The sequence below is a fragment of the bacterium genome, assembly GCA_022616075.1.
GTDB lineage: Bacteria > Acidobacteriota > HRBIN11 > JAKEFK01 > JAKEFK01 > JAKEFK01.
In genome coordinates this window covers 22,600-42,271 of sequence record JAKEFK010000169.1, presented here as the reverse complement: position 1 = coordinate 42,271, position 19,672 = coordinate 22,600, and the positions used below count along the sequence as shown (strand labels likewise).

Below are 19,672 nucleotides of genomic sequence, written 5' to 3'. Positions count from 1 at the left end.
CGGACTTCTCTTCGATATCATTTTGGTTGTCGGCTATGCCGCGCTAGGTAAGAAGGGAGATAGAAGAGATATGGGGATATTTTTTAAAATCTTCTTATCATCATCAAACCCACACCCCCTTCTTACACTGATTATTTAAAGGTGTGACGATTGTGGACGATTCCAGGATGGAATAGGAGTGACTTCAATCATCGATTTAAACTGGTTCAGGTCTTCTTCAATTTGATGCGCGGGATCTTCGCCCAAAAGTGTGGCTACAATCGCGCCCACTTTGCCCGCGGGCGGCTTGTAATTCAAAACAACTTTCAAATCCGTTCCGCCGGCTGCGTTCTCTTTGAACTCTACCGATCCCGCATGGTCAATCTCAGAACCATCGACCGAGCGCCAGGCTATCAACTCATTCTGAATTTCATTATGTGTCACCGCATCCCATTCGACAACCTGTCCAGCAGGTGCTCTGCCAATCCAGTGCGAATGCTGATCATCCACAACCGTTACAGATTCCAGGTGCTTCATCACAAAGGGAAGGTTTCCAAAATTTCTCCAGAAACGGTAGAGCTGTTCTGGAGTTCGATTTATGCTGATTGTGTGTTCGATTTTGATTCCCTCACCATGGGGAACGCTCACGATCGGATTCTGAGTTTTTTGGCCGTGATTAATTCCGAAAGCATCGTAAAAGAAACTGTGACCGCTGATTCCGCAGTACATAAGACCGCCGCCTGCCGCTGCACTCAAAAGTCCACCTTTGGATCGTTTCTTCAACCCGTATGCTGCTAAAGCCAACCCGGCGATGGTCGCGATCCACCGTTCAAGATTCCCTACATTCTTTTTTGTGGTGTTAAATGTTACATTTGCCATACGATTTGCTCCTTGTTCCTCTCTGAAAACTATGCGCGCATCACTTCAAGTCAATCGCGTCATTGGCCACACGCGATGTAGAAAAGTTATGATAGAGTCACCGTTATGTCTGATCTTGTTCGAGTGATGATGATCGATGACAGCGAAAGCGATGTGTTTCTGATCCATGAGATTTTGCACAAGAGTCTGGATGCGTATTTCGAGGTGGAATCGTATCCCACGCTGGGAGAAGGGCTGAAACATCTTGCTGAAACGCGGTTCGATATCGTCCTGCTCGACCTCACTCTGCCGGACTCCCGCGGGATTGATACTTTTCACAGAATGTCCCAGGCGTATCCGCTTCTTCCGGTCATCGTTATGAGTGGCTTGGATGATCATGACACGGTTCAGACGATTATTGAAAGCGGAGCGCAGGACTATCTAGTCAAAGGAGAGATCAGCTCAACGTTGTTGAAACGCTCCATCCTGAATGCGCTTCGGCGGAAACGAGCTGAAGAAGAATTGAAGCTATTTCGAAAAGCAATTGATGCGATGCAATTGGGCGTTGTCATTACGGACGGAAAAGGCGAGATCCTTTACAGCAATCCCTCCGCTGCTGATATCCTTGGATTTTCAACAACCGAAATGATCGGACAACCCCTGGGCCAACTTACTCCCGATGCTCATCGTTTTCGTGAAGACAAATATTTTGATACTTCTTTTCGTCGTAAGGACGGCACCAGCGTGCAGGTGAAAATTCTGGCTGATCCGATCTCGTTTTCCTCTGATCCGTCGAGGTTAGTGTTTGCCATCCTTGAATTGAAATGAACGGCGAACAGCGTATCTGCGTATAAAAAGTAAATGAGCAAACGGCTCGGTTTCCTGATCCTCCTGGCTGTGATCATACTTTCACTTCGCGCTCACCAGATCTACTGTATTTTTTCCAAAGAATATCTGCATGAAGCAGAAATTGGTTTTCTCGGTGATGTGCGAAACGGCCATCTATACGTGAAGTCCATCCAGGAAAAGCGTTATACGGGAAATCCTACCGCCGGTTATCTTGCAGGACTAAAACCGGGAGATGAGGTCATTGCTATTTACAATAGCCGCGGAGAGGGTAAAGAAATCAAAAGCTATTTCGACTTAGGGGATACTTGGAAGACATTGCGGTATGGTGAAGCCTGGTCGCTGAAAATTTTGCGTGGTGGCAAGGCATTGATTTTATCGGCTCCGGCCGGCACCGAACCACCGAAGGATTTTCGTTACTGGTTCATTAACACGGTACTTATTTTTAAATTACCGCTCGTGATATTGTTCGTTGCATTCTTCCTGGGCTTTGCCAAGCCGGAAGACGATAATGCTTTTCTTGCGAGTGTTTTCTTTGCAACTTTTTCCTTCGTCTTCGGAATTGCCTTTCAGTATTTCCCGCCCGGTTTGAGAGACTTCGGTGTGCTACTGAGCGTCACCTGTGTTTCTTTTGCGGCTTATTTGTTTTCCCACTTCTTTCTTGTTTTTCCCGCGCGTTCTATTCTAGGCCGCAAGTTTCCATGGTTACTCAAGTTTCTACTGCTGTTGTCCGTGATCTTCTGGGTGTTGAATATTGCAGTGACTTACTCCTTTCATTCTTCTTTTGCAATGTTTGAACAAATCGACAAGGCGTTGGAGCCGTTCCTATGGCTGATTGGATTGATTCCGCTTGTCGTGATGCTGGTGGGACTTGTTTCCCTGGCTTTGCATTTCGTGAAAGCGGAAACAAAAGATGAACGGCGGAAAACAGGGATCCTGTTGGCCGGCGCTTTGTTCGGAATCGTTCCTCTGGCTGTTTTCTTGATGGTATATGCAAGCGGCGAATCCATCCCCCCTTTCTGGACGATCGCCGCGCTCGTGATCAGTGTGGGAATCTTTCCGCTTTCATTCCTCTATGTTGTTTTGCGTCATCGCGTACTGGGGATCCGCTTAATCATCCGCAGGGGTTTGCAGTATGCGTTGCTTTCCCGAGGTTTCTTTGTGATTGAAGGCTTCGTTATTTTTGCAGTTGTTTATTTGGCACTGGGTACACTGCGCGTGTTGAACACCCGGCAATTTAGCATTTCTACTACTCTAACCACGGCAGCGGCGGCATTCGGAATAGCAATTGGATTGCGGAAGATTAATACAAAGGCGATGGAAGCGATGGATCGGCGATTTTTTAGGCAGGCGTACAATGCGCAGCAGGTCCTGACGGATCTTGCGCGTGGTGTACGTCGCCTGGCCGCTCAACCGGACAAGCTCTTTGATCTCGTCACGGATGAAGTCAGCGATGCTCTATTTCCCGATCGCGTTGCTGTCTTTTTGCGAGAAGAAAATCCATCCGGTTTCCGCTGCCACGGATTGCGAGTTCGTACCGGCTACGATGATGAAATCTGGTGCAGTCCGGAGGAATACAAAAACTTCCATTTCAGTTCGGCTTCTTTTATTGGTCAGCAGCTCAACAAATTCAAATTGGAAGAGCCGGCATGCCTTGAAGTTTTCGTAAATGATCCTAAGTCCTGGGTATTTGCATTGATGAAAGCGGATACAGAGGACTCGCTTTATCAAGAAAAAATATTGATACAAAGGTTAAATACCAAACTTATTGTTCCCCTGGTTTCCGGAAAAGAAATACTGGGTTTTCTCAGCCTGGGCGAAAAGCTTTCTGAAGAAGCATACTCAAAACAGGATAAACAACTGCTGCTCAGCGTGGCCGAACAGACGGCAATTGCACTTGAGTATTCGAATCTGATTGCGCAGGTGTCGGAACAGGAGAAATTGAAAAGGGAATTGCAGATTGCGACCGAGGTGCAGGCCAGGTTGTTTCCACAAACTTTTCCACCGATGGAGACCTTTGAATATACGGGCTACTGCAAAGCAGCGCGCGCAGTGGGCGGTGACTACTTCGATTTTTTGCCGCTGGACGGCAATCGGCTTGGCGTTGCTCTTGGTGACGTATCGGGAAAGGGGATTTCTTCTGCTCTTCTGATGGCCAATTTGCAGGCATTGTTGCGGAGTGGCGCAGCGCTGCGCGGAAAGGAAATTGATTTGCTTATGAATGATATCAACCGCCTGCTTTGCGCTTCCACTACGACATACAAATATGCGACATTCTTTTATTGTGTTTATGAAGATCATCAACGCCGTCTTGTTTACGTGAACGCCGGTCATAATCCGCCGCTCGTTTTTCGAGCGGAGGGTGGGATCGAGCGATTGGGAACAGGCGGGCTGGTGGTGGGCATGTTGCCGGATGTTGTCTATAAAAAGGATGTCGTGGATCTCAGAACCGGAGATATTCTCCTGATCTACTCGGATGGGCTGACCGAAGCGATGAATGCACAAGATGAAGAATTCGGCGAAGAACGTCTCATCAAAGTCATTTGCGATCACAGTACGTTACCAGTGAAAGAGCTTTGTGATCGAATTTTGTGTGAAGCGAATGAGTTTGCCGGAGATGTCCCGCAACACGATGACCTGACTCTGGTGCTGGCAAGGGTTCTTTGAGTTAACCGCCAAGACGCCAAGGCGCCAAAAGTTTTCTAAGTTATCCTCACCCGCATTAACAGATCGTGAAAAGGCTCCATCAGCATGCAGAAGCCAAACCAGATCGGAGCATAATCCCAGCGAATCAGTCCTTTGAAGCTGAGCTTTTTGCCTGAATAATCCCACGGACATTTTCCAGTTATGCCCCGCAGGACCCATCCAGTCAAAAATTCAACCGCAAAAAAACCTGCTACGTAAATCAGTCCGCGAAAAAGCCAGAACACAGGACGCAACGCATCATGAACCGGCTCGAAGAGGAAGGCCAGTAGTCCGTAAATGGGAAACATCCATATGTAGCTTTTTCCACGAAAGCTCCAATCCTGGAAATTCGAACCGATCCAGGATTTGATTCCTGTAAAAATGATTTCAAAACAACACCCCGCTGCGCCATAGATCAAAAAGCGGACATAGATCGGAAGCGGCATATTCAGACTTTATAGTATTATTTCCCCTTTATGAATTCCGAAGATTTTCAGACCGGACAAACTGGACCCACGCCCGAACCACATCGAGAGCCTCATCTTACGGTTCTGCAAGCTGTCGGTGTTGTCATTCTATTGTTTGTTCTCCAACTCATCATTGCACGTTTCTTTCAATTCTCCCGAGATTCCATGCTTTCGGAGAATCATTGGTTAACTCTTTCGCTTACACATCTTGTTTCGGGACTGATTGCAGCGAAGGCAGGCGCGATACTTGCCGGGTTTACATTGATCGCTTTGATTCTTCGGCCGCGATTTCAATTTTTGCTTCTGCTGCCTCTTGCCGTTGCTTGCTGTGGCATCACGATTCTTGCATCCGAATTAGGGAACGTATTGCATTCGATAAAACCAATTCCGAGTGAGTACATCGATTTCATGAATCAGCTTTTCGCTCAGAATTTCTGGGGTGTGCTTTTCACGATTGGTATCGTTGCTCCCCTGGTGGAAGAATTGGTTTTTCGGGGTGTGATACTGGAAGGACTTCAGATCCGGTACGGCGCTAGAACGGGGGTAATCATTTCCTCCGTTCTCTTTGGGCTTACGCACATCATTCCCTGGGCAATCGTGAACGCATTTCTGCTGGGTTTTTTCTTTTCCTGGCTAAAACTGAAAACTGGCTCGCTGCGGTTATGCATCATCGCCCATGCCTTTTACAACAGCATTCCGCTGATACTTAGCCGGTTCGCGCAAATGCAGATACCCGGCTTTAATACTACTCCCGGTGACATAGCAGTTTTCCAACCGTGGTGGTTTGATCTCATGGGAGTAGTACTGCTACTGCTTGGAATCGGCGGAATGAACGCGCTCTACGAGCCGGAACCACCGCCGCTACCAGTCGAGCCGAACTCTTAGGGATGTGATCTGCGCAACATGATGTTGCCCATGCCAGGAGTAAAGTGCTAGATTCTTGTCCAGACTAACAAGTCCCAACTCCGGATGTTGAAACGATCTGGAAAAATCTGATTCACTCAGTGATTCCAAGAAGTAAACCCATCTCTTGTGAAGTGATTCCAATAAGTCCAGTGAAAAATCAATCGGCGCATTTCGTGAATCATTCAGCTCGGCCCAACGATCTTCGTAGTAGGGCCGAATCGTTGGTTGCTCTTCCGTCATCGCAAGGCGAAAGCGCGTGTAGGCATTCAGATGGCTGTCCGGGAGATGATGGGCAAGCTGGCGAATCGTCCATCCTTCCGGCCGGTAAGGAGTCTTCAGTTGTTCCTCATTCAAATCAGCAACCGCAACTCGCAGTCGAGCAGGTGTTTCTGCGATATTCGCAATGAATAGTTTACGCTGTTCTTCGGTTGCAACTCCCGCATACTGGAACTTTCCAATCGGGTAACGTAAGTCTTCCACAAAATACTCCTTAATATAATTGGAGCTGACCGGCTCTCTGAAAATGTTTGGTACTCAGCTCAAATTCCTCTTCATTCAGGCCGTACTTTTTGCAAGCCGCTTGAAATAAGGTGTAAATTGTATCAGCAAATTCTCCTTCGCCTGACATGCGTGAATGGAATCTCGCGTCGCTTAATTTTCCGCCTCTCAAATCACGGATCCGGTTGAGAATTTTCATGGCGCGTAGCGGAAATTCACGATGTACCCATTCCACGAACAGATCCTTCACGGCGTAGGGCAATCGAACCATGATGTAAGCAGCGAATCGCGCGCCATTTTCCGCCGACCGTTTCACAATCTCCGGTAATTCTTCATCGGTTAAACCAGGGATGATGGGCGCGGCGTTTACACCAACCGGGACTCCGGCTTTCGCCAGCTCATTCATCGCGAACAATCTTCTGTCAACAGTCGATGCCCGGGGTTCCATTTTGTTGAGGATTTCCGGATTCATGCTGGTAATCGAAATGGAAACCGAAATGCAATCGTATTTAGCCAGTTCTTGAAGTATATCGATATCCCGCGTGATCATCGCACTTTTCGTAACGATGCCCACAGGATTGCGATATTTCAAAAATATTTCGAGGCAGGCGCGCGTGAGTTTCAGTTTTCGTTCAACCGGCTGGTAGCAGTCTGTATTGCCGGACAGCGCGATCACTTGAGGCTCAAACCTGGGATTTCGTAGAGCCTCTGCCAGAAGTTGTGGCGCGTCCTGTTTCACCATGATCTTGCTTTCGAAATCGAGTCCTGCAGAAAAACCAAGAAACTCATGCGTAGGCCGCGCGTAGCAATAAATGCAACCATGCTCACAACCGCGATACGGATTCACGCTGAATGTAAACGGGATATCAGGACTGTCATTTTTGGCGAAAATGGTGCGCGTGCTGTCCTGATAGAAGCTTGTTTGAACTTTGCGTTCCTTTTCCGGTTCTTCCCGATCTTCCGATAGTTCATCGATGTAAAGTCTTTCGAAGCGGTTGCCCGGATTGAACGCTGCGCCCCGGCCATGAACTCGCATGAGTGTATTATAGCGCAAGGGCAAAGAAAAAGCGAAGATTCGCAGACGGGATGTCCGCGCCACTTTGTTCACATGCGTCGTGCGCAGCGGAAGGATTTTGCATACAGGCCTCGCCGGCAATCTGCAGACTTCCTTGAAACTGAGCGGGCGCTGCTTCTATGTATTGCATGGCAATTGCAAGCACATCAGGCGTCTGGTGAATGTGGCGGCCCAAGCGTTGCTGCTGTCACGAACTTCCGTTCGCGCAGGATTCTTATACTTATGGTAGGTGTAGGTTTGGGCAAAGCATGGAATCGCGATCAAAAGGAAGAAGAAGACGATTTTTTTCACGTCGGTGATTTATTCTGCGGGACATCCCCTTCGTGAATCAAGGAGAAAATGAGCTAGAATAGGTAAAAAGCGATGATTGATAAGCCAAATATTAATAATGAGGAAACGGAATGTATCGAGATCAATACGAATTGCCTTATTTTGACGAGGCTGGAAATGAGTTTGTACGCGAGCTTAATAAACAGGACGCATTCCTTAAGCGCGGGGGTAGATTATCAGCCGCTCAAATGATCAAGTACGAAAACCGGGTGGCGATGCTGGCGGAGAGGCTGAACCTTATTTTTGAGGCAGTCAAAGAGGATGCGGAATCCGTTAAAGATTATCTTGAATCGATAGAGCAGAATCGGCGAATGGGGCTGCTTCCTCGAAAAGTATACCAGCGTTTTCAAGAGCAACTGCATAAATCGGAAGAGGAATCGAAGCATTCCGAACGAGATCGCGATCGTTATCGCGTTGTGAGTGCTGGAGTTCGCGAAGAAAAATCGAACTTAACGGATATGCCGGTTTCCGAATTGCTGGATCTGTACCAGAAACGCGGGATTAGCCGGGAAATCCTTTTTCAAGAATTTCGAAAAAGAGAGAACGCAGGCATAAAACTGCAGCGGATGGATCCGGATCTCTGGGGTCGATACAGGAGTTGGGTGGCGGAACAGCGGCGCCGCAGACAAATGCGATCATGATTCAAAGCAATCTTCAGGTTTTGGTCGAAGAAGAGAAGTACGACGAACTGGAAGATCGCTGGCTTGATCAAATGACCTCGGGGCAACTGGGTGTTGAAGAATCACTTTACATTGCGCGGCTACTAGGTCGCAACAAGGAAAAGGAACGCGCAGGACTACTCCTTGGACTGCTGGCGGATCATTTTCGGGAAAAAGAGAATTGGACCGGTCGCTTCCGTGTTTTGGCGGAAATCGCTCGCCATTCAGCGGATCCTAAAAAAGTAGAAGATCTGAAAGATCAGATTGAAGAAAGTCTGAAAAGACTTTATCCGGATGCGCCTTCCTTCAGTCAGATCCTCCACCATTTTCATTTCCATGAAATAAGAACACCCGATGAGATAAAGCCCTGTCTGGACAAAGTCCAGCAATGGCTGTCGCACGACATTGGGCGTCTCTTCTACGAACCAGGTCGTGGTGTGGGCAAAGTACGTGAGATTAATCTGAATCTCGGGTTTGTGCGAATCGATTTTGAGAATCGCAAAGATGTGGCTGTCGATGTTGCCGATTCGGACCTGCTGGCATTGTTGAAAGGCCATATTTTGAGAGAGAAGATGGAACAGCCGGATGCCCTTCGCGAAAGGTTATTGGAATTGCCGGAACGGTCGCTCGGGGAGCTCCTTCAACAAATGGCCCGGCCCATGAGTGTCAGCGAAATCAAAGATTGTTTCAGCATTGTTCCTGAAAACCGATGGGCAAAATGGTGGACTTCAGCCAAAAAGAATCCTCAAGTTTTGGTTGAAGGTAAAGGTGCACAGGCGACTTTTTCTTGGATCTCATCGTCAGAACTTGCTGACGAGTCGATTAAGAAGGCATTCGGTGAGGCAAATCCCAAAATGCGATTGGAGCTTGTCAAACAGCATGCCTCGCGTTCTTCTGAGCTGAAGGCTTTTTTCGAGGAGCAGTTGCATCACATTGCGAAGTCGTCGTGGTCGAATCAAGATTGGCCGGTTGCTCTGGATTTGCTGGACCTGATTTCAAAGAGTTCTCTGCATGCAGATGTTGGTTATACGTTCGAAGGCGTTTTAGGCGCAGCCGAATCACGTTCATTACTCTCTCAAATCGAAAACGCAAATCTTAAGTTACGAATTTTGGAAGGCTACAAGAGAATTTATCCCGATCGCTTCCGCGAAATCTTTTCTTATGCCTTGTTGCATGAAGAAAATCCGCGAATTCTGTCGTACGCCTACGAAACTTTGCAAAATGAATCGCCCCGGGAGCTGGAGAATTTGCTGGATCAAGCCTTACGAATGCCGCATTCACATCCAGGCATTTTTAGCTGGATGTGTCAAAAGGGGGAAGTGGAGGGGATGGATTTGCTAAACGATCCCATAGGTCGACGGCTGGATGGCAAATTCTTGACCACTCTTTTGAGCGTTCTCGATGACCCGGAGCTCTCCGGCCATCGCAACAGAATCAAGAAGGCTCTGGAGAACGGATTATTGATCAACATTTTGGGAAGCAACGTGGACCAGGATACTGCAGGAAGAGCGATTGATATACTCGAGCATTCCTCATCAATTGAAGATTACCGTCGTGACCGCTGGAAGAATGTGGTCCGGATGCGATTCCCTGAATTCAAACGGAAAGAAGAATGGGTGTTCAGCACAAAAGAAGCTACGGAAAAGAAACGTCTTGAGCTGGAGCATCTTATAAAAGTAGAACTGCCAACGAATCGAAAAGCAGTTGGCGAAGCTGCGGCGCTTGGAGATCTCAGTGAAAACCATGAATACAAAGCCGCGCGCGAAAGGCAGGAATATCTGATCAATCGTGTTCAACAATTGCAGAATGATCTGGGCCGCGTCCGTATTCTGGAACCAGGCAAGGCCGATACGAGTGAAGTCAGACCGGGTACCTGTGTGACACTGCTTCAAAATTCACAGAAGGTGGTGGTAACGATTCTGGGGCCGTGGGATTCCAATCCAAAGGAGAACATCTTTTCCTACCAATCGCCGATCGGAATCAATTTGATTGGGAAATCGCCCGGTGATCAGGTGCAATGGAATGATACCGTCTGGATCATCGAGAGGATTGATCCATGGTAGCTCGGGCATCTCGCCTGCGAGCTTACGCAGACGGGACGTCCGCGCTACTTTGATTAAGTTCTCTTGCGTTCGGGGTTAAAGAAGGGGATTTTCACAACATCTGCCATCACTTTCTTGCGCTGGTATTCAACCGTCAATTCCATTTGCACAGAAGTTCCCGGTTTGGCATACGCGGATTCGAGCGTTGAAAGCACGATGTATTTCTTGAGCACAGGAGACCAGCATCCGCTGGTCGCTTTTCCAATCTGGTGTTCACCGTTGTAAACGGGAATTCCGCCGCGCCAGGCAGCAGAGGGAAGCTGTGGCGGCAAACCATCTTGCATGAATGCTTTTTCGAGATCATCCCAGCGGATTTCCAAACCTACAATTTCTCTGGCAGGTCCTTTTTGCTTCGCTTCCATTAGTTTCTTTTTGCCAACAAACGGACCTTTATCCAGGTTAACGGTCCAGCCTAAACTGATTTCGTATGGCGTGTATCGTTGCGAATCTATGATCGCTTTTTCCGAGCTGACGTAATCGACTTCAATCAGCACGAAGCCCGCTTCAATGCGCGCGATGTCGAGCGCAAGGTTGCCGGCTGGTGTGATGCCGTAAGCTTTTCCAACGCTCATCAGGACATCATAAAGTTGAACCGCCTCCTCCACCGGCACAAAGATTTCGTAGCCAAGATCTCCCGTATAACCGGTTCGCGACAGAATGACCGGAATTCCTTCAATAATTTCTTCACTCAGGCGGAAAAATTTCAGCTCTTCAATCGGACTGTGCATCACCTGCTTCAGGATCTCGCGGGACAATGGCCCTTGCAACGCGAGCGCCGCGTTCTTGTGTGTAACATCCGTAATCTGCACGTTCATTCCAACGGCGTTGATTTGCAACCAGCGATAAGTCGGATCAGCAGCATTAAATCGAAAATAATCGGGACCGATGCGGAAGATGGTGCCATCTTGCATCGTCATTCCATCTTCATCACACCACGTAGAATAGTAGACCTGCCCGACTTTACATTTCTTGACATCGCGCGTGATGACACGATCCACAAGTTTGGCCGCATCCGGCCCCGTTACGTCGTATTTGTACAGGGGAGTGATGTCGATGAGAGCGGCAGAATTGCGAATTGCGTAATACTCCACATCATGATGGACCTCATAGGAACTCGGTACAAAGTACTCACCCCAGTAGCGCCACATCATGCTTTTGCAAAGCTTCGACGTTCTCGGATAAAAAGGAGTCGGATCCGGCATAGGGCATATTGTTGCAACAAATCATTGAACTTGCAAGAGATTGATGATTATTCATTGCTCGATTACAATGAAGCGGATGAAACAACAGAAATACGACGCTATCGTTATCGGTGCGGGCCACAACGGCTTGATTACCGCTGCTTATCTTGGCAAAACAGGACGAAAAGTTCTTGTGCTGGAGCGGCGGCATCTGGTTGGCGGGGCTGCGGTCACGGAAGAAGTTTTTCCGGGATTCAAGTACACCGTGGCGTCCTATGTTGTTTCTCTTTTACGCCCCGAAGTGATACGAGAGCTCGATTTGCCTCGATTTGGTCTCGAGATTCTTCCGCTCGAAAGCACCGTAACACCCTTGCCTGACGGCAACTACCTGGCACGGTGGGCCGATCATGCAAAAACCCGTCAGGAAATCATGCGGCATTCCATCGCTGACGCCGAAGCTTATGACCAGTTCGGGAAATTGATGTATCACATGGCCATGATGGTGAAACCAATTCTTGGAATGGTTCCTCCTCGCATCATGTCGTTGAACGGTCTCTCGGCTGTTTCAGAAATGGGAAAATCATTCCGCCAGTTCGGCGGAAAATACTTTTATCTGATGCACAAGCTCATGACCATGAGCTCAGCAGATTTTCTGGACGAATGGTTTGAAAGCCAGGTACTGAAAGCGACCATGTCCGCAAGCGGAATCATCGGAACATTTCTCGGACCAAGATCGCCCGGAACTGCGTACGTGCTTCTTCATCATTACATGGGCGAAATTGATGGAAACTTTCGCGCCTGGGGATTTCAGCGTGGCGGAATGGGCGGCGTGAGTGATGCGTGCGCCCGCGCCGCGGAGCATTTTGGAGCTGAGATTCGCCTCGAGGCGCCGGTAGCTCAAATCATCGTGAAAGATGGCCGCGCAAAAGGGGTCGCGTTCGAAAACGGAGACGAAGTCTATGCCGATGTCATTGCCTCCAGCCTTGATCCCAAACGGACATTTTTGAAGCTCGTCGAACCGGGGATTCTGGATGAGGACTTTTTGCGGAAAATCCACAACTACAAAATTAGAGGATCATCCGGAAAGGTAAACCTTTCTCTTTCTGAGCTGCCCAATTTCACCTGTTTGCCAGGGGACGGACCGCATCTTCGCGGCGCATTCTCGATCAGTCCGGACATAGATTATCTTGAACGAGCGTACGACGACGCAAAGTACGGTAATTTTTCGCAAAAACCATACATGGACATTGTGATCCCTTCCATGATTGATCCCGGCATGGCGCCACCGGGAAGGCATGTGATGTCAATCTTTGTCCAATACGCTCCCTACGACTTAAAAGGTCGAACCTGGGAAGAGGCACGTGAAGACTTTGGTGATGCGGTGGTGAATACGCTTTCTGAGTACGCGCCAAACTTGAAAGACGCCATTTTGCACAGGCAGGTTTTGTCTCCCTGGGACATCGAGCAAAAATTCGGTTTGACAGAGGGGAATATTTTCCAGGGAGAACTGTCGTTGGATCAGCTTTTCATGTTACGTCCTGTGGCCGGTTGGGCCCAGTACCGGACACCGATTAAGAATTTCTACATGTGTGGCTCGGGAGTGCACCCCGGTGGCGGAGTCATGGGTGGACCGGGAAGACTCGCCGCTTTGGAAATCATCAGGGAAAAAGGCTGGTAGGGAGTCTACTTTGAAAAAACTAAAAGTATTTTGTCTTCTCGTTCTTGTTGTTCTTGTGGCCGGGTGTATCAACTATGAAGAAAATATTGAATTGAATGCAGACGGATCCGGAAAGATGTTGATGCATTACAGCATTCCCCAACAACTTCACGCGATGATGGAAATGGGGCAGGATGCGCAAACAGATAAGAAGGATGAAATGCCTTTTAAGTTTAAAGAAGCAGAAATCCGCACTGATATGCAGGCGCCTGGTGTAACAGTGGAAAAAGTGGAATCAAAAACAGAAGGGGATCAGCAGCACTATTATGTTCACATTTCATTTAAGAAACTGACAGATCTCAACCAGACGAAACCATTTGAGAAGATGAAGTTTCAATGGATTGAAGAGGATAAAAAGGTCACCTTTCAGCAGACATTGGAAGGAGATAAGAAACAGTCGGAAGACAATCCGATGGGAGACCAGATGGCCTCTGCCATGCTGGGCAACGCCAAATTCACTTTCAAAGTGAAACTGCCGGGAAAAGCGCTCCCTGCTCCTGATACGAATGGGACCATTCAAGAAGATGGGAAGACAGTTGTCTGGTCCTATCCATTATTGGAAGCAAGCAAAGGACAGGTGATGATTGCGAAATTTGAAAAAGGCGGATTCAATTTGCCTTTGAGCATGCCGTTAATTGCTGCTATTGGCGGCGGCCTGGTTATCTCCGTAATTGCGCTGATTATTGTCATTTCCATGGCGAGAAAAATGTAATGAGTTACGACGTAATCATTGTAGGGGGCGGCCATAACGGGCTTGTAGCGGCCGCGAAGCTGGGTAAAGCGGGGAAGAAGGTTCTTTTGCTGGAGCGCCGCTCTGTAGTTGGTGGAGCCTGCGTTACGGAGGAAATACATTCCGGATTCAAATACTCCACTTGCGCCTATACGCCCGGTATGTTTCAGCAGTCCGTGGTAGATGAACTGCAGCTGAAAGAACATGGTTATGAATTGATTGAATATGATCCCGGACTATTTGCTCCGGTGGCGGATGGAAGTTCTTTGACTTTCTGGAGCGATACGAACAAGACAGTCGAATCCATCGCGCGTTATTCGGAGAAGGATGCGAAGAGATATCCCGAGTTTGAACGGGACATGGCGAAACTGGCTTCTATTTTGAGAACGCTGTGGACAAGAGCGCTACCGGATCCTGCCACGGTGGGAGCGCGCGATTGGAAGAATCTGGTGGGTCTCGGCTGGAAGATGCGTGGAGTCAGAGAAAAAGATGTACTGGAGCTTTTGCGGGTTCTTCCGATGTCGATCGCGGATTTATTAAATGAATATTTTGAAAGCGATCATCTCAAAGGAGTTCTTGCAAGCGAAGGCATTCTGAGCAGTTTTTACGGTCCGCGATCGGCCGGTTCCGTTTACATCATGTTGTATCTGCGAATGGGCCGTGGAGATCACGTTCAGCAACAATGGCCGCTGGTTCGCGGCGGTATGGGAGCGCTCACACAGGCGCTGGCCCGGGCCGCTGAAAAGAACAAGGTTGAAATACGCACGGGCGTTGAAGTCTCAAAAATTATGGTCCAGGAGGGAACCGCTCGCGGCGTTGTTCTAGCAAACGGTGACGAAATTCAAGCCCAGGTCATCGTATCGAATGCTGATGCGAAGCGCACGTTCCTGAAACTTGTCGATCCGTATCATCTGGATCCGCATTTTGTTCTCAGCGTTCGTAACGTTCGGTCTCGCGGCGTTAGTGCGAAAGTGAATTTTGCTCTGGACAGCTATCCCAAATGGAAAGCGCTTCGGGAAGATATCAAGCCGGTCGTTATAGGAATTGCTCCCAACATGAATTATCTGGAACGCGCATTTGATGATGCGAAGTACGGCGAATATTCGCGCGCTCCTTTCCTGGATATTGCCGTTCCCTCGGTTGTCGATTCCTCTCTGGCGCCGGAAGGGAATCACGTCATGTCGGTGTATTGCTTGTTTGCTCCTTACCATTTGCGCAATGGAGATTGGAATGCGATGCGGGAATTGTTCGGTGATCTCGTAGTTCAAACGATTGAGAATTACGCTCCAGGATTTTCCGATTCGATTCTGCACAGGCAGGTAATTACACCGCTGGATCTTGAAAGGATCTACGGGCTAACTGAAGGACACGTCCATCATCAAGAGCTGACTCTGGATCAAATCTTTTTCATGCGTCCGGTTCCAGGATATTCGCACTACCGTACACCCGTGCAAAACCTCTATATGTGCAGCGCCGCCACTCATCCAGGCGGCGGTGTAACCGGGATTCCAGGAACTCTTGCCGCGCAAGCAATCCTCAGCGATCTCTAGACTCAGCAGACGCGTTAACGCGCAACGAGTAGACGCATAACGCATGCCACAACTTAAACTTGCTTTTCTCGGGTTCTGTGGGATTGCGGTCCTGCTTTACTGGTTAATCCCATCGCGCTGGCGAAATATTTTTCTCGCGATCGGTAGCAGCCTTTTTCTTGGATACCTTGACCTGCTCTCTTTTGGAGTCCTGGCGGCACTGACGATCCTCGCTTATTTTTATGGCCGCCATCCGGAATCGAAGAGTCTATACACAATTTGCCTTGCTGCCATTCTCCTCCTTTTTTGTGGAATCCGGGTTGAACAGCTGCTTCAAAAATCAGGATTGAAGGTTCCTTACATTGTACTGGTAGGTTATGGATTTTATGCATTGAAGTTGATTCACTACGCAGTGGAAAGCCGTTCCGGTAAGTTTCGCCCTCATAGCTTTCTTGACTTCTACAACTACATGTTGTTTTTTCCTACGATTACGATTGGTCCGATTCACCGCTTCGAAGACTTCTTGAAATCGGAACGAAGAATCCGGTGGAGCGATCAGGATTTTGCCAATGGATTGGAGCGGGTTCTATACGGGTACGCCAAAGTCATCGTGCTTGCAAACTGGATTGTTGCGGCTCAATTGGACTCTCTTTTTGCAAGACTGCAGCCGAACACCGCGCTCTCTGTGTTTGCGGAATCCATGATTTATGGTTTCTATCTGTATTTTGCGTTTGCGGGTTATTCGGATATTGCCATTGGCATTTCGCTTTTGCTCGGGTATCAGATCTGCGAGAACTTTAACTATCCTTTTCTGAAGCGTAACATCGGCGAGTTCTGGCAGTCCTGGCATATGAGTCTTTCTGCATGGTGCCGCCAGTATGTTTTTCTTCCGATTTTTGCGAGATGGAGGAAGCTGCCGCTAGCACTGATCGGAGCCATGCTTGCCATTGGATTGTGGCACGAGTTCTCTCTGCGATTTTTTCTCTGGGGTATCTATCATGGATTGTGGCTTCTCATTTGGAGATCGTTCAGGAAAATGAAGGAAAGCATGCTACCCAAACCGGAGGGACGAATTTGGATGCGTGTCAGCGCAATTATTTCAGTCGCTTTAACTTTTGTTTTTGTGATCGTTGGATTCACTATCCCGCGTGGCGAATCGTTAGCTGAAATATTGCAAAACCTCAAACGATTGGTGGGCTTTTGAGGTTACAAGCCCCAATAACGAAAGTCCCTCTCCGCCGTGTCGTAAAAGAGGAAGATCAGAAGCAAAAGAAACAAATACCATAGAAAGCGAAGACCTGCGCGAAGCCATGGGGAATGATGGATTCGGACATATACCGGTTTATCTTCACGAGGAACGTCGTTCATATTTCAACAACTCATCAGCAAGAACCGGATAAAACCAGTTTAAAAACTCCCTGCGACCTCTAGGGTTCGCATGATTGTAATCTACGAAATATTCGTCCGGCAAGATGCGGGGATATACAAAAGTCACTGCTCCTGATTTTGAAAGACTCTGAAGCGCTGCAGTTCGTTTCGTAAAATATTCCCGGGAACTGAAACCTGCTGACGTATTACTAACGGGCAGCTCCACCAGAACCACGCGAATTCCCGTCGCCGATGCTCTGTTGATGAACCTGCGAGCCATTATAAATATTGGGTCAGCCGTGGAAACAACTTGATTGCTCCATAAATGCCGGGTAACTTCCAATGATTCGTCACTTTTTTTCGTACGTGGTCTGGCCTTAGGCGCTTGTTTTTCGATGGTGAAAAATTGCTTCTTACCTTCTTTGCTCCTTTGCTGTTGAGAATGACCAAACACTTTGAGTCCTAAGATCCCCGACCAGGTTCCAACCCGCTCCTTTAGCGGCTGTTCTGGCCGGTTCTTGTAAATTCTGCGGACAACCATCTCGCTTTGGATCACAATGATCGAAGGTCGCGCTTCAATCAGCTGTTCAGACAGTTCCTGAATGTTCCAAATTCCACCAGTTGTAACCTTGACAGCCGAAATCCTGGATTTCAACTCGCCCTGCTGAAACCGTCCTGCAAGAGCGGTGTTCACGGATTCGTCCTTATACGGCAAAACCGCTCTCAATAAAGAATCTCCCAAAAAGATAATTCCTATTTCATCCTTCTTAAAATGAGTCTGTGCCAACTGGTCCGACAGACGGACATCCCTTCGCGCAAAAATGACTTTAATAGGATCAGAAAATGATAGAAACGCGCCCGCTGCCAGAATCACAACTAATATCAGCTTCCAAACAAACAGTGGCGAAGGCTTCGAGTTCATTTTTCCGTTAATGTGAGCTTGTTCCGGATGATTTGAACCGCAGCTTCCAGGGTTGTGATTTGGATGACTTCCCGCGGGAGAAGTTCTACTGCGAATTTCTTTTCGAGATTCGTAACAAAATCCATGTGCGCTACGGAATCCCATTTGCTGCAGCTTGCAGGCGTTGTTTTCATGGATAGCTCAGTCGAAGGAGTGCGAAAACTTTCGGACGCAAGTCGTACCACCTGCTCTTCTAAACCTGCAAGTGTTGTTTCTCTATTCTGAAAGGTTTTTTCTTTGAGCCTATTAGCCAGCTCGTTGAGCAGCACTTTTCCGGATCGCCCTTTGGGGAGCTCCGTAAGAATATGGATTTCTCTTGGAATTTTGTAATCAGTCAGATATTTTGCCGCATACTGAATTAATTCGCTGGAAGTGATCCCATCTTTTGTCACGACACAACTGACGACGCGTTCTCCCCAGATTTCGTCTGCAAAACCGAGAGTGGCTGCCTCGATTACAAAGGGATGGGAAAGGAGCGCATTATTGATTTCATCAGGATGCACATTTCGCCCCCCTACAATGATAATGTTTTTCTTGCGGCCAACGAGCCAGTAAACTCCAGCGTCATCGCAGTAAGCCAGATCGCCTGTTGGAAACCATGTAACTCCATCCATGAACTTTGTTGTAATGCTCTCATCTAAATATCCAGACGTGATGCTTGCGCCTTCCAAAAGAAGCTCGCCTGTGTCTCCAGCCTTCGCTTTTTCGCCGCTCTCACTGAGGATTGTTGCCTGGCAATCCACCGGCTTTCCAATGGATCCAATCTGATAGCTTTCTTCGTCTGGTCCGGCAAAAAGATTATTTCCTGTTTCGGACAAGCCGTAGACATTTACAATTTTCTTATCGGTTAGCTGATGAAAGTCGGACCACAGTTTGGGTGGAAGCGTTGCAGCAACTGACACAACGAAACGGAAGTCCTCGGTTTGAAACGACTCCCGGATCTCCTCTCCCAGACGAAGCATCAAACCAAGAATCGATGGAGTAATCAAAAGATGAGTGGCCCGGTATTTGTAAACAGCATCAAAGATGTCCGGCAACAACGAAATCGAAAAGGGCCCCAACCGGATAAGCGTGGCAGCATTGCAGAAAGTTGTGAACAAGCCGGAAATGACTCCATCATAATGGGTCAACGGTAAAAGGTTGAGGACTCTGGTGTCCGCATCGAATCCTAGCTGATTTGAGGTTGTCTTTGCGGCAGCCAAAAGATTTTTCAGACTCAGTTGCAAAATCTTGGGCAGTCCGGTTGTTCCTGATGTGCATAACAACAAAGCAGGCGTCTCCAGAGGGATAGTTTCAGGGAGCGCTTGCGTGGCTTTATCGAATTCATCAAGGCATTCCGGGTAGCTTTGACTGCCCTTGGGGGATTCGACCCTTTTCTTCCCAAGCAAGCGCGAAATTAATTTGTTCTTTTTTGGCTTCATCATGAATAGAAAGGGAACAGAAGGGGACCACTCTGCCACAAGGCCTTGATCCAGAAAAAGCGATTTCAATTGGAGTCTATCGATGATCTTGGTTGCTTCAGGTTTTTTCGCACCAGGGTCAATGAGGGCAACAGGCAATCCGAGCCGCAGACAGGAAAGAATCAGCGCGCAGACCTCAATTTCGTCACTGGAAGCGATGCCGATCCGGTCCCCTGAAACAATATTGTTAGATCCTAGAAAGGCGTGAATCTGTTTGCATTTCTGATTCAATTCACCATAGGTCAACGTTCGTAACCCATCGATGATTTTTTTTGATCCAACTCTCTCCGTTCTTTCAAATAATGCTTGAAGATCCATCTC

The 19,672-nt window shown here is 48.1% G+C and carries 15 protein-coding genes and 2 pseudogenes; 10 read left to right on the top strand and 7 right to left on the bottom strand.

Translation table 11 applies throughout. From position 1 onward, the window contains the following. Window positions 1-135: 135 nt before the first annotated feature. Window positions 136-858, bottom strand: a complete 723-nt coding sequence (locus L0156_13450) for a DUF2892 domain-containing protein (GenBank protein ID MCI0604002.1) — start codon at window positions 856-858, stop codon at window positions 136-138. A gap of 105 nt (window positions 859-963) precedes the next feature. Here L0156_13450 and L0156_13445 point away from each other — a divergent pair, with 105 nt between their 5' ends. Continuing rightward, the gene (locus tag L0156_13445) at window positions 964-1,665 is read left to right on the top strand and encodes a response regulator (GenBank protein MCI0604001.1); all 702 of its coding nucleotides are present in this window, start codon (window positions 964-966) and stop codon (window positions 1,663-1,665) included. Between the two features lie 33 nt (window positions 1,666-1,698). Beyond that, a complete protein-coding gene (locus L0156_13440; protein MCI0604000.1) occupies window positions 1,699-4,350 on the top strand; it encodes a SpoIIE family protein phosphatase in 2,652 nt (883 codons plus the stop codon). A gap of 35 nt (window positions 4,351-4,385) precedes the next feature. Here L0156_13440 and L0156_13435 read toward each other — a convergent pair whose 3' ends face one another. Continuing rightward, window positions 4,386-4,814 carry a putative ABC transporter permease gene (locus L0156_13435; protein ID MCI0603999.1) on the bottom strand — a complete coding sequence of 143 codons (429 nt, stop codon included), beginning with the start codon at window positions 4,812-4,814 and terminating at the stop codon, window positions 4,386-4,388. 30 nt (window positions 4,815-4,844) lie between these two features. On the opposite strand from L0156_13435, the gene L0156_13430 reads away from it, so the two are divergent. Beyond that, window positions 4,845-5,720, top strand: a complete 876-nt coding sequence (locus L0156_13430) for a CPBP family intramembrane metalloprotease (GenBank protein MCI0603998.1) — start codon at window positions 4,845-4,847, stop codon at window positions 5,718-5,720. Here L0156_13430 and L0156_13425 read toward each other — a convergent pair. Continuing rightward, window positions 5,697-6,221 (bottom strand): putative metal-dependent hydrolase, encoded by a 525-nt coding sequence (locus L0156_13425; GenBank protein ID MCI0603997.1) that lies wholly within the window; start codon window positions 6,219-6,221, stop codon window positions 5,697-5,699. The two genes, L0156_13430 and L0156_13425, sit on opposite strands and share 24 nt — an antisense overlap. A 10-nt stretch (window positions 6,222-6,231) precedes the next feature. Continuing rightward, complete coding sequence (locus L0156_13420) at window positions 6,232-7,275, bottom strand: PA0069 family radical SAM protein (protein ID MCI0603996.1); 1,044 nt, start codon at window positions 7,273-7,275, stop codon at window positions 6,232-6,234. Window positions 7,276-7,715: 440 nt separating this feature from the next. Between L0156_13420 and L0156_13415 the strand changes: the two genes are divergently transcribed. Next, the gene (locus L0156_13415; protein ID MCI0603995.1) at window positions 7,716-8,285 is read left to right on the top strand and encodes a hypothetical protein; all 570 of its coding nucleotides are present in this window, start codon (window positions 7,716-7,718) and stop codon (window positions 8,283-8,285) included. Further along, entirely contained in the window at window positions 8,282-10,366 is a 2,085-nt protein-coding gene (locus tag L0156_13410) for a GreA/GreB family elongation factor (protein ID MCI0603994.1), read from the top strand. The genes L0156_13415 and L0156_13410 overlap by 4 nt, the downstream gene beginning before the upstream one ends. Before the next feature lie 53 nt (window positions 10,367-10,419). On the opposite strand, the gene L0156_13405 is transcribed toward L0156_13410, so the two are convergent. After that, window positions 10,420-11,607, bottom strand: coding sequence for an aminomethyltransferase family protein (locus tag L0156_13405; protein ID MCI0603993.1), 1,188 nt, complete (start codon window positions 11,605-11,607; stop codon window positions 10,420-10,422). Between the two features lie 76 nt (window positions 11,608-11,683). Between L0156_13405 and L0156_13400 the strand changes: the two genes are divergently transcribed. From L0156_13400 to L0156_13380, 5 genes and pseudogenes are all read left to right on the top strand, one after another. Continuing rightward, window positions 11,684-13,264 carry an NAD(P)/FAD-dependent oxidoreductase gene (locus L0156_13400; GenBank protein ID MCI0603992.1) on the top strand — a complete coding sequence of 527 codons (1,581 nt, stop codon included), beginning with the start codon at window positions 11,684-11,686 and terminating at the stop codon, window positions 13,262-13,264. 10 nt (window positions 13,265-13,274) lie between these two features. After that, entirely contained in the window at window positions 13,275-14,015 is a 741-nt protein-coding gene (locus tag L0156_13395) for a hypothetical protein (protein MCI0603991.1), read from the top strand. Beyond that, window positions 14,015-14,110, top strand: a pseudogene (locus L0156_13390) (NAD(P)-binding protein). The gene L0156_13395 and the pseudogene L0156_13390 overlap by 1 nt, the downstream one beginning before the upstream one ends. Next, window positions 14,084-15,583: pseudogene (locus L0156_13385) on the top strand (NAD(P)/FAD-dependent oxidoreductase). Before L0156_13390 ends, L0156_13385 begins: the two co-directional pseudogenes overlap by 27 nt. A 43-nt stretch (window positions 15,584-15,626) precedes the next feature. Beyond that, a complete protein-coding gene (locus L0156_13380; protein ID MCI0603990.1) occupies window positions 15,627-16,766 on the top strand; it encodes a hypothetical protein in 1,140 nt (379 codons plus the stop codon). Window positions 16,767-16,910: 144 nt separating this feature from the next. On the opposite strand, the gene L0156_13375 is transcribed toward L0156_13380, so the two are convergent. Further along, window positions 16,911-17,852 (bottom strand): hypothetical protein, encoded by a 942-nt coding sequence (locus tag L0156_13375; protein MCI0603989.1) that lies wholly within the window; start codon window positions 17,850-17,852, stop codon window positions 16,911-16,913. Further along, entirely contained in the window at window positions 17,849-19,669 is a 1,821-nt protein-coding gene (locus tag L0156_13370) for an AMP-binding protein (GenBank protein MCI0603988.1), read from the bottom strand. Before L0156_13370 ends, L0156_13375 begins: the two co-directional genes overlap by 4 nt. Window positions 19,670-19,672 lie beyond the last annotated feature (3 nt).